At 56.6% G+C, this 13,141-nt stretch carries 11 protein-coding genes; 4 read left to right on the top strand and 7 right to left on the bottom strand.

What is annotated here, in order from left to right; all coding sequences use genetic code 11:
• Positions 1-12: 12 nt before the first annotated feature.
• Positions 13-2,727 carry a nitrate/nitrite transporter gene (locus ACFSAG_RS09490; RefSeq protein WP_381513972.1) on the bottom strand — a complete coding sequence of 905 codons (2,715 nt, stop codon included), beginning with the start codon at positions 2,725-2,727 and terminating at the stop codon, positions 13-15.
• Between the two features lie 217 nt (positions 2,728-2,944).
• Here ACFSAG_RS09490 and ACFSAG_RS09485 point away from each other — a divergent pair, with 217 nt between their 5' ends.
• Positions 2,945-3,655, top strand: coding sequence for a helix-turn-helix domain-containing protein (locus ACFSAG_RS09485; RefSeq protein WP_381513969.1), 711 nt, complete (start codon positions 2,945-2,947; stop codon positions 3,653-3,655).
• 39 nt (positions 3,656-3,694) lie between these two features.
• Here ACFSAG_RS09485 and ACFSAG_RS09480 read toward each other — a convergent pair whose 3' ends face one another.
• Entirely contained in the window at positions 3,695-4,912 is a 1,218-nt protein-coding gene (locus ACFSAG_RS09480) for an alginate export family protein (protein WP_381513967.1), read from the bottom strand.
• Between the two features lie 94 nt (positions 4,913-5,006).
• On the opposite strand from ACFSAG_RS09480, the gene ACFSAG_RS09475 reads away from it, so the two are divergent.
• From ACFSAG_RS09475 to ACFSAG_RS09465, 3 genes are read left to right on the top strand one after another with little or no spacing between them, the layout of a single operon-like run.
• Positions 5,007-5,471: a hypothetical protein gene (locus ACFSAG_RS09475; protein WP_381513964.1), complete on the top strand. Its 465-nt coding sequence runs from the start codon at positions 5,007-5,009 to the stop codon at positions 5,469-5,471.
• On the top strand, positions 5,465-6,667 hold the full coding sequence (locus ACFSAG_RS09470; RefSeq protein ID WP_381513960.1) for an NnrS family protein: 1,203 nt from the start codon (positions 5,465-5,467) through the stop codon (positions 6,665-6,667). The genes ACFSAG_RS09475 and ACFSAG_RS09470 overlap by 7 nt, the downstream gene beginning before the upstream one ends.
• Positions 6,664-7,269, top strand: a complete 606-nt coding sequence (locus tag ACFSAG_RS09465; RefSeq protein WP_381513957.1) for a carbonic anhydrase — start codon at positions 6,664-6,666, stop codon at positions 7,267-7,269. The genes ACFSAG_RS09470 and ACFSAG_RS09465 overlap by 4 nt, the downstream gene beginning before the upstream one ends.
• 171 nt (positions 7,270-7,440) lie before the next feature.
• On the opposite strand, the gene ACFSAG_RS09460 is transcribed toward ACFSAG_RS09465, so the two are convergent.
• The 5 genes from ACFSAG_RS09460 to ACFSAG_RS09440 form a co-directional block, all read right to left on the bottom strand.
• Positions 7,441-8,658, bottom strand: a complete 1,218-nt coding sequence (locus ACFSAG_RS09460) for a tyrosine-type recombinase/integrase (RefSeq protein WP_381513955.1) — start codon at positions 8,656-8,658, stop codon at positions 7,441-7,443.
• A 244-nt stretch (positions 8,659-8,902) separates the two neighbouring features.
• Positions 8,903-9,874: an NAD(P)H-dependent flavin oxidoreductase gene (locus tag ACFSAG_RS09455; RefSeq protein WP_374613697.1), complete on the bottom strand. Its 972-nt coding sequence runs from the start codon at positions 9,872-9,874 to the stop codon at positions 8,903-8,905.
• Between the two features lie 31 nt (positions 9,875-9,905).
• Positions 9,906-10,682 (bottom strand): SDR family NAD(P)-dependent oxidoreductase, encoded by a 777-nt coding sequence (locus ACFSAG_RS09450; RefSeq protein WP_381513951.1) that lies wholly within the window; start codon positions 10,680-10,682, stop codon positions 9,906-9,908.
• Between the two features lie 13 nt (positions 10,683-10,695).
• Complete coding sequence (locus ACFSAG_RS09445; protein ID WP_374613702.1) at positions 10,696-11,955, bottom strand: acyl-CoA dehydrogenase family protein; 1,260 nt, start codon at positions 11,953-11,955, stop codon at positions 10,696-10,698.
• Positions 11,956-11,974: 19 nt separating this feature from the next.
• On the bottom strand, positions 11,975-13,090 hold the full coding sequence (locus ACFSAG_RS09440) for an acyl-CoA dehydrogenase family protein (RefSeq protein WP_381513947.1): 1,116 nt from the start codon (positions 13,088-13,090) through the stop codon (positions 11,975-11,977).
• Positions 13,091-13,141: the final 51 nt, after the last annotated feature.

Below are 13,141 nucleotides of genomic sequence, written 5' to 3'. Positions count from 1 at the left end.
GTCTTGGCCCTTTCAAACGGTAGCTAATTTGGCGCTGGGTGCGCGTTCGATGGAGTGGAGAAGCCCGCCGGGCCTCGTGTACACAAACCAGGTCAGGGCCGCGCAGGAGGCGTAGAAGATAAGGAAGCCGATCAACGCTCCCATTGGAGAGCCAGTGGCCGCGATAGCGCTGCCAAAGCTCTTCGGGATGAAGAAGGCGCCATAGGCGGCAATCGCCGAGGTGAAGCCGACGATGGCTGCCGATTCCTTTTCCGCTTGCCGCACTTGTTCGGGACGGCTCAGCTCTGGCATCAGGCGCGAGATTTCACTGCGCATGATATTGGGGATCATCTGGAAGGTGGAGGCATTGCCGACGCCCGTCACGAAGAACATGAAGATGAACGCACCAAGGAAACCCCACCAGTTTCCTGCCTGGAGAAAATACATCACACCAAGCGTGCCAATCATCATGAAAACGAAAACCCAAAAGGTCACGCGTCCACCACCCCATTTATCGGACAGCCAGCCAGTAGCTGCTCGGCTAATCGCGCCAACCAGCGGACCGAGAAATACGAATTTCAGCACATCGACATCGGGGAATTGGTGCTTCGCGAGCAAGGGGAGGCCAGCCGAGAAGCCGATGAACGAGCCGAAGGTGCCGGTGTAGAGCCAGCACATCAGCCAGTTATGCTTGCGTTGGAAGATTACCGCCTGCTCGGCAAAGCTGGCTTTTGCATCGGCGATGTCGTTCATTCCGAACCACGCGAGCAGCGAGGATGCGATGATGAACGGGACCCAGATAAAGCCCGCATTTTGCAACCACAGTTCGCCGCCTTCCTTGTTGGGCAGCGGATCACCGCCCATCGCGCCAAACACGCTGGCGGTAATCACCAGCGGGATGATGAACTGCATCACCGAAACGCCCAGATTGCCGAGACCTGCATTCAGGGCCATCGCATTGCCCTTTTGCGCTTTGGGGAAGAAGAAGCTGATGTTCGACATCGACGAAGCGAAATTGCCGCCGCCAAAGCCGCACAGCAGCGCCAACACCAGAAAGATGATGTAAGGCGTATCCGGGTTCTGCACTGCATAGCCGATGCCGAATGCGGGGATCAGCAACGAAGCGGTGCTCAGCGTCGTCCATAGCCGTCCGCCGAAAATCGGTACCATGAAGCTGTAGAATATGCGGAAAGTCGCGCCCGAAAGGCCTGGCAGTGCCGCCAGCCAGAAAAGCTGGTCGGTGGTATATTCAAAGCCAATCAGAGGCAGTTTTGCCACCACCATCGACCACACCATCCACACCGAGAAAGCGAGGAGGAGCGCCGGGATCGAGATGTAGAGATTGCGACGGGCGATGCGTTCGCCGGTTTTTTCCCAGAAATCGCGATCCTCTGGCTTCCATTCGTCGAGGACGCGCGTGCCGCCTGCTTCGTGCCGTGACGGATCATGCAGTTCTGCCATTTCGGGGAATTGTGGCAGACTGCGTGCATCGATGCCGCTTGCCTTCTGTTCCATCTGGCGGATTGCCATGTGCATCCACACCAGCGCGACGGCGACCAGCGCAAACAACACCATGAAACAACTGGTCCAGATATTTGTCAGGTCGCTGACGACGCCGAACACGATAGGGAGAACAAAGCCGCCAAGGCCACCCACCATCCCGACCATGCCGCCGACCGAACCGACATGGTCGGGATAATAAACCGGAATGTGCTTGTAGACAGCGGCCTTGCCCAGCGACATGAAAAAGCCGAGCACAAAAATCGTGATCACGAATGGTATAAGACCCATCGAGGTTGAAAAGGCGATGTCGCCCTTTACCCCGTGGATGACATAGTCGGTCGAAGGATAGCTGAGCATGAACAGGCAGATCATCGATACGCCGAAGGTCGCGTACATGATCTTGCGTGCGCCATATTTGTCTGACAGCATCCCGCCATAAGCGCGGAACAGGCTGGCAGAGAGCGAGAAGGTCGCGGCAAGCATGCCGGCGACCTTGATGTCGACATGGTAGACTTCGCTGAGATATTTGGGCAGCCACAGTGCCAGCGCGACGAAAGCGCCAAAGACAAAGAAATAATAGAGTGAGAAGCGCCAGACCTGCTGGTGCTTGAGCGGCTCAAGCTGTTCGGCGAGACTCTTTGGTTTTGCACCGCTGGTTCGGCGTGCCGCCAGATCGGGGTCATCCTTGGCGAACAGGAAAAACAGCACCGCCATGATACCGAGGCCAACCGCCCAGATCTGCGCGACCGCGGTCCAACCCATTGCCACCATAACGAACGGTGCGATGAATTTGGTAACCGCAGCACCGACATTGCCCATGCCGAAAAAACCCAACGCGGTGCCCTGTCTTTCCTGCGGAAACCATTTGGATACATAGGCGACGCCCACGGCAAAGCCGCCACCTGCCAGACCGAGACCTAGGGCAGCGAGCAGCATCATCCCGTAACTGTCTGCCATCGAAAGCAACCAGGTCGAAACTGCCGATGCCAGCATGGTCAGCGGGAAAACCAATTTGCCGCCATATTGATCGGTCCAGATACCGAGAAACACACGAACCAGCGAACCAGTTAGGATTGGAGTGCCGACCAGCAAACCGAACTGCGTATCGCTGAGGCCGAGTTCGGCCTTTATTTCGACACCGATGATCGCGAAGATCGTCCAGACTGCGAAGCAGGCCGTGAAGGCCAATGTGCTGAGCCACAGCGCCCCCTGTTGTTGTTGCGGTGAAACCGAAGCCGTAGCCATAACTGCCCCCTATGCGGCGTGTTGAATTTCGGCTTCGGGTTGACCGCTTTATTGAGGGAGAATTGTTGACGTGGATCAACCAAAGACGTTGCGCAAAGGCAAAATCATCTTCGGGTGATCAACGTCAAAAGGCTGTAGAATTTACATCATCTCACTGATTGATAATTATCAATCGAGCCCCTAAAGTTGGCGAAATTCAGACGCGAAGGGTTGCAGGATGCGCGCCGCAGAAAAACCGGAAATTGCCGCTCTCCCTATTTTCGCGGAAATGGAGACCGAGCAGCGTGAACGTATTTTTGCCAACGCATTCCTGCAGGTTTTCCCGCCCGCTCTAAAGCTGTTCGATGTTGGCCAAAAACCGGATTTCCTGCACATTCTGGTCGATGGCCTTGTCGAACTTTATACCAGCAACGGCGACCGCACGACCACGATGGCGATCATGCGACCCGTGCGCAGTTTCATACTGGCCGCTGCTTATACGGACCAACCCTATCTCATGTCCGCGCGTACGCTTTCCGCTTCGCGGATATTGATGATCCCTTCCGCGCTGATCCGCGAAGCAATCGACAACGATCGGGCCTTGATGCAGGCAGCGATGAAGGAATTGTCGTTTGGCTTTCGCTACTTCGTCCGCGCATTGACGGATATGAAGCTCCGCCAGTCAGTCGAGCGCCTCGGAAATTACTTGCTGGTCGAGAGTGACGAGCGCGGCGGGGCCTTTCAGTTCGACATTCCGATCGAGAAACGGACACTGGCTTCGCTGCTGGGTATGACGCCCGAAAATCTATCGCGCGCGTTCAGTGCACTTGGATCGCATGGCGTGAATATCGAAGGCTCGGTCGTGCAGATTGTTGACCGGGGCAAGCTGGTCGCTTTTGCCAAGCCGGATGCCTTTCCGACCAACGACATTGCAAGTCTGGGGCTATAAAGCCGGGGGCATCAGGCATGGCCCGCAGCAACAAGAACCTCAGAATTTGGCTTCAACAGCGAACCAGAATTTACTGGTGTCGCTAGCGAAGCTGTTGGCGTTGTAACGGCTGAATTTCACGGTGGTTGATATTTGCTTGGTGATTGGAACGCCGAGCATCAGCCCCCATTCACTCCCATAGTCAATACTACCCCGCGTCGCGTTAAAGTCATGATATTGTAAGCGCGCATTTGCACCTTTTATCGTTGCGATTGCAGGCAGCTTTATTGCCACATCGGCATAGAGGTCACGTAAGCCATTGGCGGGTGTGGTCAGAAACTTATCCGTCCAGCCATTGAATGCATGCAATGTCGCCAATGGTGTTTGGAGTGCAGCAGTGCCATTGCCTTCCAACCGCTCCAGACCTGCCTTCACGGTCACAGCACCAGTCACAATGCCGGGTTCGACGAGCAGATAATCGAGCGAGAAATTTCTGGGGTTCGACCCCGTATCGCGCTGATTGGCATATTCCAATGCGTATAGCAACTTGGCCTTGCCTGAGAGCTTCTGTTCACCCGCGAGTCGAACCCCAACGGTTTTGGAGGATGACAGGGGCGCATCAGGAATGTCGAGGAAATAGCCATAACCCGTGAGCGTCCCGACCGGCCTGGCGTCAAGATTGGCGTGGATCAGGTGAATATCATTGTCGCGCCAAATGCCTTGCGGCGAATCCGGGCCAAAAACACGATTGACCCGCCAAGCATAGCCATAATCCAGCGTGACGCCCTTAACCGGATTGATGTTAAGACGTGCCGCATCGAGTGTTTGGTCATTCTGCCGCCAGCCAACCGAACCGATCCAGCGTTGATTATCGAAGTTTACAGCTTGCCTGCCTGCGAGCGCTTCAACTTCTTTCACCGGTTTGAATTTGATCCAGGCCTGATTAAGCAAAATGTCCGAAGGATCGGCAACTACAGGATAGGCCGTCAAGCCATTGACCGTATCATTAAAGTGTCGTGGTCCGACCCTCGCGATCGCCTCACCCTCGATTAGCGCGCTCAGGCCATTCCATTCCGCAGTTTTCAGTCCGGCGCGCAACCGGATGGTGGATGCAGTCGCATCTTCTGGCAGGCCCTCCTGATCGACCAGTTCGAGCCGAAAGCGTATGTCCGCATAAGGCGTGATTGGATCAGCTTTGGCAGCATCGGCCAAAGCCGGCTGCACAGCAGCAAAAGCCGACGACAAGGCAAGCAAGGATAAGAGCGGTGCGTTTTTCATGGAGGAGCCTTTATACTCTCCGCTAAGAGTTTTGTTTGACATTGGTCAAAGCCATTGATGATTATCAATTGCAAAGGATCGTCAGGATATCGCCATGGATGACTTCACAATTGCCCGCATCGTTCATGTTGTCGCCGTACTGATGTGGATCGGCGGCGTTGCTTTTGTCACGACCGTCATCATGCCAGCACTGCGCCGCGACCGCGAAGCAGCCGACAGACTCGCCGCCTTTCACCGGATCGAAAACGGCTTCGCCTGGCAGGCAAAAATATGGGTCCTGCTGGCCGGTGCCAGCGGCTTCTGGATGGTCTGGCGCACCGACATGTGGAGTCGCTTTGCTGACCCGCACTTTTGGTGGATGTGGGCCATGCTGCTGGTCTGGCTCGTATTTACGATCATGTTATTCATCCTCGAGCCGCTTTTCCTTCACAAGCGCATGGCTGCATCGCCGCATCCGCAGCTCGATTTCCAGCGTATGGAACGGGCTCACCGCATCCTTCTGCTCGCTTCCATTATTGCTGCAATCGGTGCTGTGGGCGGGAGCCATGGGCTATGGTGAGCCCAGTCACGATCCTTGCAGCGCCGCATCGTCTGTTGTTCCTGGTCGGCGCAGTGCAACTGGTGGCTATGCTCTGCTGGTGGCTGGCAGTGCTTGCCGGGCTATATTTCGGTACTGCCGCACCTGCAGGCGGGGATATTCCGGCAGCTTTGCTACACGCGCCGTTGATAATCTATCTGGCACTGCCACCGCTGTTTCTCGGTTTCCTGCTGACGGTATTCCCGCGTTGGATGGGCTATCCCGATCTGGGCAAGACCGCATATGCACCCGTCGGCTTGGGCTATGCGGTTGCGACGCTGGCGGCATGGGCGGCGCTGGCAACTGGCGATGATGAGCTGCTGGCTGCAGCCATCATAAGCGCGCTGCTGGCTGCCCTATGGGGTGGTGCCGCATTGCTGCGCGTCGCTTTGTGTGAACGGACCGATGGTAAAGACCCGACCTGGCACGGCTGGTCTATCCTTGCCGCCCTTTCCGCGGGGGTCATCGGGCAGACCGCCTTTCTGTTTTTCTTGGTTGATCCAGCAGGTGCGCTGGCGCTGCCACTATCCAACCGGCTGGGCCTCTGGGCGTTCCTGCTGCCTGTATTCGTTACTGTCTGCCATCGCATGGTGCCCTTTTTCGCAGGCAATGTTGTGGCGGAGTATGAACGCTGGCGGCCCTATTGGGTACTCGCTGCCTATTGGGGAGCAACAGCGCTGCTGGTAGCAGCCTTGCAATTTGAATTGGCCATTCTGGTCACCGGCGGTGCGTTGATACTAGCCGCTTTAACCGGACTGATGGCATTCAAATGGTGGCCGCGTAACGAAGCCCCGGCGTTGCTCTGGGTGCTCATTATCAGCTTTGTCTGGGCGCCAATCGGATATGCACTGACCGCACTGTCCAGCATCGGCTTGCAGCTTGGCCGCGCACCCGAACATGCGCTGACCATCGGCTTTGCGAGCAGTCTGATTGTCGCGATGGTAACTCGCGTGACGCAGGGCCATTCGGGCCGACCGCTTGAGCTCCCGATGGTCGGTCGAATTGGCTTCATCGGGATACAGTTCGCCGCAGTGGCGCGCATTATGGCCGCGATAAAGGGAGAGGATGGCCCATGGCTGGTCATCTCCGCCGTCATATTCGTGCTGGCAATTGCGCCTTGGGCATCGCGCAATGCCGCCATTTACCTGCTGCCGCGAAAGGACGGTAAAGCTGGATGATGCCGTTGCTCACCCCCGATGACGCGCTGGCGCTATTGAAAGACGGCAACCGTCGTTTCCTCGACGATGCACCGCTGTCTGTCCACGGTGACCGGATGAGCCGTCTGCGGATGGCGGCGGCCCAACGACCGATTGCAGCTTATCTGAGCTGCTCGGATTCGCGCGTTGCGCCTGAACTGCTTTTTGGCAGAGGGCTCGGAGAATTGTTCATTGTCCGCAATGCAGGGAACAGCCTCTGCTCCACCGCTTTGGGCAGCCTCGAATTTGCGGTCACGGTGCTGGGAGTTCCGTTAATCGTAGTCATGGGCCACGAGAATTGCGGTGCCGTCAGGGCAGCGGTATCGGTCGTCAAAGAACATTACGGCTATTCAGCCAATATCAGCAAAGTGCTGCAACCGCTTTATCCAGCGATCATGGAGGTTGGTGAAGACTGCCAGCACGATCTGGTCAACGCTGCGGCCCGGCACAATGTCCACCGCGTTGTCCGCGAACTCATCGAAGAAGCTTCTCCAGCCCTTCGCCGTCCGCAAGAGCATGGAGTGCTGAAGATCGTCGGTGCCTTTTACGATCTCGCCAGCGGGGCCGTTCATTGGTTTGACTAGTCTCGCTGAAATAGAGCTTAATTTGCTATCTCATTTACCCTGCGCACGAAATCAGAGTTGCCACCACAGGCAGGTTGAATGTCGCATTCGGAGAAACCAATGTGAATTGGCAAATGTCGCGAATGTCTCGGAAGCGGCCGTTTCAATCCGACCTAAATCAGCAACAGCCGATTACGCTTGATCCAATAGTTCCACGGCGCGCCGCTTATGTTGGGGTGCGAGATGTGCATAGCGCAAAGTCATTTTGTAATCGCTATGCCCTAGCAACTCTCGCACGGTATTGAGGTCAACGCCAGACATCACAAGCTTGGACGCAAAATGATGTCGGAGATCGTGCCATCGAAAATTGCTGATGCCAGCCTGCTTAAGCAACCCCGCCCAAGCGGTTTTGATTTGTCCGAAACGCTCACCCAGATGATTTTCAAAAATGAGCTTCTGGTCGGCGCTGCTCATTTCTCCCCAGCTCGACAAACAGTGAAGCGTTTCCTTATTCATCGGGATGTGCCGCGTCTGGCTCGATTTTGAGGCCCATGCAGGTACGGTAATCATTTGATTGGCGAGATCAATATGTTCCCATGTCAGGTCGAAAACTTCCCCTCGCCGCATGCCCGTATTGAGCGAGAGCAAAACCATCGGCTTGATGTGATCACAATAAGTCAACTTCCGAAGGTCTGGAAGCGTAGGATATCCTCTACTCCGCCGCCATTCATTCGCTCTATCGCGCTCTTCGCGCATACGTTCTTCTCTATCATCGAGCGCCACACGCAAGCGCCGCTCTTCATCATCGGTCAGGAAACGGACTTTGGGAGTTGGATCAGTCTTGGGGCGTTTCACCTTCGCAATCGGGCTGACCGCGATTAGCTCCCAATCCACCGCACGATTGAACGCAGCCTTTAGCGACGCAATGTCGCGCCTAACTGTCTCCGGGCTCAAACCTCGCTGTAAGGCATCATCTTTCCATGTTTCTAGATCCATTGCCTTTAGCTGATCCAGCCTTCGTCCCAAAAAAGATCGAAAAGCAGTTTCTAGCCGGTCCAGATTTTTAGCATGCGCCTTTTGGTTTGCCCGAGCCCAAATAGCGTAAGGCCCCAAAAGAAATTCGCCCAATGTCGGTAGGAGCGCATTGGCCGCGCGTTTGGCGCGCGGGTCATCGCCCTTGAAATGGTCGGCCAAATATGTGCGCGCAACTTCTCTGGCTTCTGAAAGTCCTAGTGCGTCTGCGCGTCCGACAAATATCCGCTGGCCACGTCCCAGCTCGCAATAATATGATTTGGACCCATTAGGAGTTACCCGCAGGAGGAAGCCTTTTAGGCGGACATCCCGATATTCTTTGATCGCGCTATCTGGCACGATTTTTTCGACTGACTGTTGGGTGAGTGCAAGTTTCATGGCGCTTCCTAAAAACTCACGTAGCAGACTCAGAAGTGCGCTGGAAGTGCAAAATGCTGCATCAGGCAGCAACACAGTGCATCATAAAGCAACACACCGTTCAAACATATCTAATTTAATATCATATGTTTACATGTTTTTCTTGTTGCGCAGCGTTGCAACAAAATCAACCAAAATTCTCTCTGGGGGTGTGGGGGTCGGAGGTTCGAATCCTCTCGTCCCGACCAAATTTCCAAAACCCCTGTTAAGCAGCCACTTTTTTCCGGACAGCTTCGGCCTGCGCCATGATGTTCTTCACAAGGTCGGCACAGGTCGGTATGTCGTGGATGAGCGCCTGGCTCTGTCCGCTGGTCCAGATTCCGCCATCGGTATCACCGTCACGCAACACATTATCGCGGCCACGCTGGCCGGCCATCAATGCCTTCACATCTTCGAAGGTCTTGGTCGGATCGCGCTGGATTTCAGCAACCTTCTCCGACACCGCATTGCGGGCGACGCGGGCGGTGTTGCGCAGCGTGCGGCCGACAAGGACGGTATCGAGCTCGTTATTCTCAACGATCTTTTTCTTCACATTCTCGTGAATCTTGGCTTCAACAGTCGCGCAGAAGCGGGTGCCCATGTTGACACCATCGGCACCCAGCGCGAGCGCCGCAACAAGGCTGCGGCCATCGGCCATGCCGCCCGAAGCGATAATCGGCGTATTGGGCAATGCATCGACGGTGGCAGGAAGCAGTACGACAAGGCCCACATCGTCTTCACCCGGATGCCCCGCGCATTCAAAGCCATCGATCGAGATCACATCGACGCCCTTGTTCACGGCAGACACCGAGTGACGCACACTGGTGCATTTGTGGATCACCTTGACGCCATTTTCCTTGAAACGTGGCAGGTGGTCGGTCGGTGCACGGCCAGCAGTTTCCACAATCTTCAGGCCCGATGCGATGATCGCTTCACGATAATCGTCATAGGGAATGGGGTTGATCGAAGGTAGCAACGTCAGGTTCACGCCGAACGGCTTGTCGGTCAGCTTTCGGGTCTTCTCGATCTCGTCAAACAGCGCCTGCCCGCTTTCAAACATGTGCGCAGTGATGAAGCCAAGCGCGCCTGCATTGGCGACAGCGGCCACCAGTTCACCATAGCCAACGCCGGTCATCCCACCCATCACGATGGGGGTTTCGATGCCAAACATCTCTGTGATGCGGGTCTTGATTGCCATTTTTTCTTCTCCTGATCCTGTTATTTCTGAATTAGTTACGCGCGCTCTGTCCGTCGTCGACGCGGATCACCGCACCGGTCACGCATTCGGATGCGGGTGAAACGAGGTAGAGCAAAGTGCTGTCCATCTGTGCCGGATCGCAGATGCGCTGGCGCACCACATGCTGGCTCAGGTCACCCACCCGCTCCAGCATTCCATCCAGCATTTCCGTCTTGAACATGCCGGGGCAGATCGCGTTGACGTTGATGCCATATTTCGCCCATTCAAGCGAAAGCGCCTCGGTCATCCGCGCCACCGCGGTCTTGGTGATGGCATAGAGAGCTGCGCCATTGCCCGAATAGCTGTAGTGCGCGACCGAGCTGATATTGACGATACGCCCCGGCTTTTTCGCTGCAATCAATCGGCGGGCGAATTCGCACGACAGGATATAAGGCGCGCGCAGGTTGACGCCCAAGACCCGGTCGATCAGCTCAACCTCCATCTTGTGTGCGCGCTGCGCATCGGGAATGCCGGCATTGTTGATAAGGATGTCGACCGTGCCATAGGCTTTTTCGAGCGTATCGACCGCTGCAAACAACTGGTCGGCATCGGTCGCGTCCATCGAAATGCAAATCGCTTCGCCGCCAGCGGCGCGGATTTCCTCCGCGACCGCTTCAAGCCGGTCGGTCCGGCGTGCTGCCAAACCGACCTTGGCTCCGCAAGCGGCGAGCGTCTTCGCAAAGCGGACGCCCAGCCCCGACGAGGCACCGGTAACGAACGCCACCCGCCCGCTGAGATCGTTAGACACATTGGGCAGTGGGAACGTCATCGGTTAATCCTCCTCAACGCCCGGTGGGCAAGTCTTTGAACGGAATGTTCTTGTCCACCCGGATTTCACCCGGCAGGCCAAGTACGCGTTCTGCGATGATGTTGCGCAGAATTTCGTCGGTACCACCAGCGATACGACCGCCCGGCGTGCCGAGGAACATTTCCTGGAAGTCGGCATTTTCAACCGCATGCGCCGGATCGCGAATGATGCCGGCCTGATCCTGTAGATCGACCATGAAATCGGCCAGATCCTGCATCGCGGAAGCCTGCACCAACTTTGAAACCGACTGTTCCGGCCCCGGGGTCTTGCCCTGCGACAATGCGGTCAACGAACGCATGCCAGTGAAGCGGAGACCTTCGGCACGAACATAATGTTCGGCAATCTTTTCGCGCACCGTGGTGTTGTTCGACAACGGATCGCCATTTTCGTCCCGAATCTTCTGCGCGACCTGCAGCGCTTTGAGGGCACCGCCCCCGCGCGCACCGCCACCACCACCAACCGAAGCACGCTCATTCATCAGGGTGATGATCGAGACATTCCAGCCATCGTTCAGCGCACCGAGGCGCTGGCTGTCCTTCACACGAACATCGGTGAAGAAGACTTCGTTGAAACCGCGCGCACCCGACATCTGGTGGATGTTCTTGCACTCGATCCCGGGCGACTTCATGTCGATCCAGAACATGGTGAGGCCCTTATGCTTCACCGCATCGGGATCGGTGCGGACAAGGACGATGCCATAATCGGCATAATGCGCGCCCGAGGTCCAGATTTTCTGGCCGTTGATGACCCAATCGAAATCACCATTCTCGTCGACGCTGCTTTCATCCTTGATCGCACGCGTACGGATAGCGGCAACGTCGGAACCACCTGCGGGCTCTGAGAAAAGCTGGCACCAAATGGTTTCACCGCGCACGGCGGGGCCAACGAAGCGCTTCTTGGTTTCGTCGTCAGCGGTCGCCATCACGGTGGGGATGCACATGCCAAGCCCGATCGCGAAGGGACCGCCAAGCTGCACACCCATGCGCGATTCTTCCTGTGCGAAGATCACGCTCTGGATGGTGGTACCGCCACCGCCGCCCCATTCCTTGGGCCAGCGGATCTGCGCATAACCGGCAGCCGCTTTCTTTGCCTGCCATGCCTTACAGGCATCCATCTGGCTTTCATCCTCGTCACCGAGCGATGCGCCTTTGACGCCGCGCGGCGCATTTTCTTCGAGCCACGCGCGAACCTTGGCGCGATATTCGGCTTCTTCGGGAGTGTCGTTGAAATCCATTTCTGCTATCCTCTAAAATTCAGGCCGCGTTGCGGCGTTCAAGCATGGTCACCAGCCGATGTTTCCAGCTGCGCGCCGAACCGGCGACAAGGCCAAGCTGGCGGCTACGGCGATAATGAAGGTGGCAATCGACTTCCCAGGTGAAGCCCATGCCGCCGTGCACCTGCACATTTTCGCGGGCTGCAAACCAATAGGCGTCGGATGCGGAGATGCGTGCACCCGCTGCCGCAATCGGCAATTCGGGGGCGTCGCTGTTGAGCGCCCATGCACCATAATAGGCATTGCCGCGCGCAAGCACATTCTTCGCATACATGTCGGCCAGGCGATGCTTGATCGCCTGGTAACCGCCGATCTGGCGACCGAAGGCAAAGCGATCGAGTGCATAGTTTTTCGCCATTTCAAGGCACATGTCAGCGCCGCCGACCTGTTCAAACGAAATCAACACCGCGGCACGATCATTGATCGCTTCAAACAGTGCGAGTCCATCACCTACTTCGCCTAGACGCTCTACCGGGGCATCCTTGAATTCTACGCGAGCGGCTTCACGCGAACGATCGATTGTGTTGACCGCTTCGCGGCTGACACCCGGACCGTTCAAATCGACGATGTACAAAGTGGGCTTACCGCCCTCCTTCGCCAGCACGACTGCATGGTGCGCGACCACGCCATCGGTGACGGGCATTTTCACGCCGCTCAACTTGCCGCCGGAAACCTCCGCACTGATATTGGCGGCTGACACCGGGCCCGCCTGTTCGGCGCTGGCGATCGTGCCGATGATTTCACCAGTAACAACCTGCGGCAGATATTTCGCCTTCTGCTCGGCGGTGCCAGCACGCAGCAATGCTTCAGCAAAGAAATAGACGGTCGAGGCGAAGGGCACCGGCGCAACCGCGCGGCCCAGTTCCTCAGCAATGCAGCACAATTCGAGATAGCCGAGGCCAAGGCCGCCATGCTCTTCAGGAATTGCGGCACCCAGCCAGCCCTGCTCGGCAACCTGTGCCCACAGTTCGGGATCAAAACCCGGGCTATCCTCGTCCATCAATTTGCGGACGCGATCGGGCGGGCATTTGGCGGCAAGGAATTTGCGCGCCTCATCCTTCAACGCCAATTGCTCGTCGGAAAAATCGAAATTCATCTGCGTGCCTCTCCTAATTCGCCCTGCGGCTTTTATCGATTCTTCATTACG

It is taken from the genome of Sphingorhabdus buctiana (genome assembly GCF_042680825.1).
In the GTDB taxonomy this organism is placed as follows: Bacteria; Pseudomonadota; Alphaproteobacteria; order Sphingomonadales; family Sphingomonadaceae; genus Sphingorhabdus_B; species Sphingorhabdus_B buctiana.
Note: the sequence above shows the minus strand (reverse complement) of the source record. Positions and strands in the feature narration are given on the sequence as shown.

What these genes read in the sequence shown, in the direction of transcription:
- ACFSAG_RS09465 (WP_381513957.1), top strand. Translation starts at nt 6,664, where the DNA reads ATGATGCCGTTGCTCACCCCCGATGACGCGCTGGCGCTATTGAAAGAC.
- ACFSAG_RS09485 (WP_381513969.1), top strand. Translation starts at nt 2,945, where the DNA reads ATGCGCGCCGCAGAAAAACCGGAAATTGCCGCTCTCCCTATTTTCGCG.
- ACFSAG_RS09455 (WP_374613697.1), bottom strand. Translation starts at nt 9,874, where the DNA reads ATGGCAATCAAGACCCGCATCACAGAGATGTTTGGCATCGAAACCCCC.
- ACFSAG_RS09450 (WP_381513951.1), bottom strand. Translation starts at nt 10,682, where the DNA reads ATGACGTTCCCACTGCCCAATGTGTCTAACGATCTCAGCGGGCGGGTG.
- ACFSAG_RS09490 (WP_381513972.1), bottom strand. Translation starts at nt 2,727, where the DNA reads ATGGCTACGGCTTCGGTTTCACCGCAACAACAACAGGGGGCGCTGTGG.
- ACFSAG_RS09460 (WP_381513955.1), bottom strand. Translation starts at nt 8,658, where the DNA reads ATGAAACTTGCACTCACCCAACAGTCAGTCGAAAAAATCGTGCCAGAT.
- ACFSAG_RS09480 (WP_381513967.1), bottom strand. Translation starts at nt 4,912, where the DNA reads ATGAAAAACGCACCGCTCTTATCCTTGCTTGCCTTGTCGTCGGCTTTT.
- ACFSAG_RS09440 (WP_381513947.1), bottom strand. Translation starts at nt 13,090, where the DNA reads ATGAATTTCGATTTTTCCGACGAGCAATTGGCGTTGAAGGATGAGGCG.
- ACFSAG_RS09470 (WP_381513960.1), top strand. Translation starts at nt 5,465, where the DNA reads ATGGTGAGCCCAGTCACGATCCTTGCAGCGCCGCATCGTCTGTTGTTC.
- ACFSAG_RS09475 (WP_381513964.1), top strand. Translation starts at nt 5,007, where the DNA reads ATGGATGACTTCACAATTGCCCGCATCGTTCATGTTGTCGCCGTACTG.
- ACFSAG_RS09445 (WP_374613702.1), bottom strand. Translation starts at nt 11,955, where the DNA reads ATGGATTTCAACGACACTCCCGAAGAAGCCGAATATCGCGCCAAGGTT.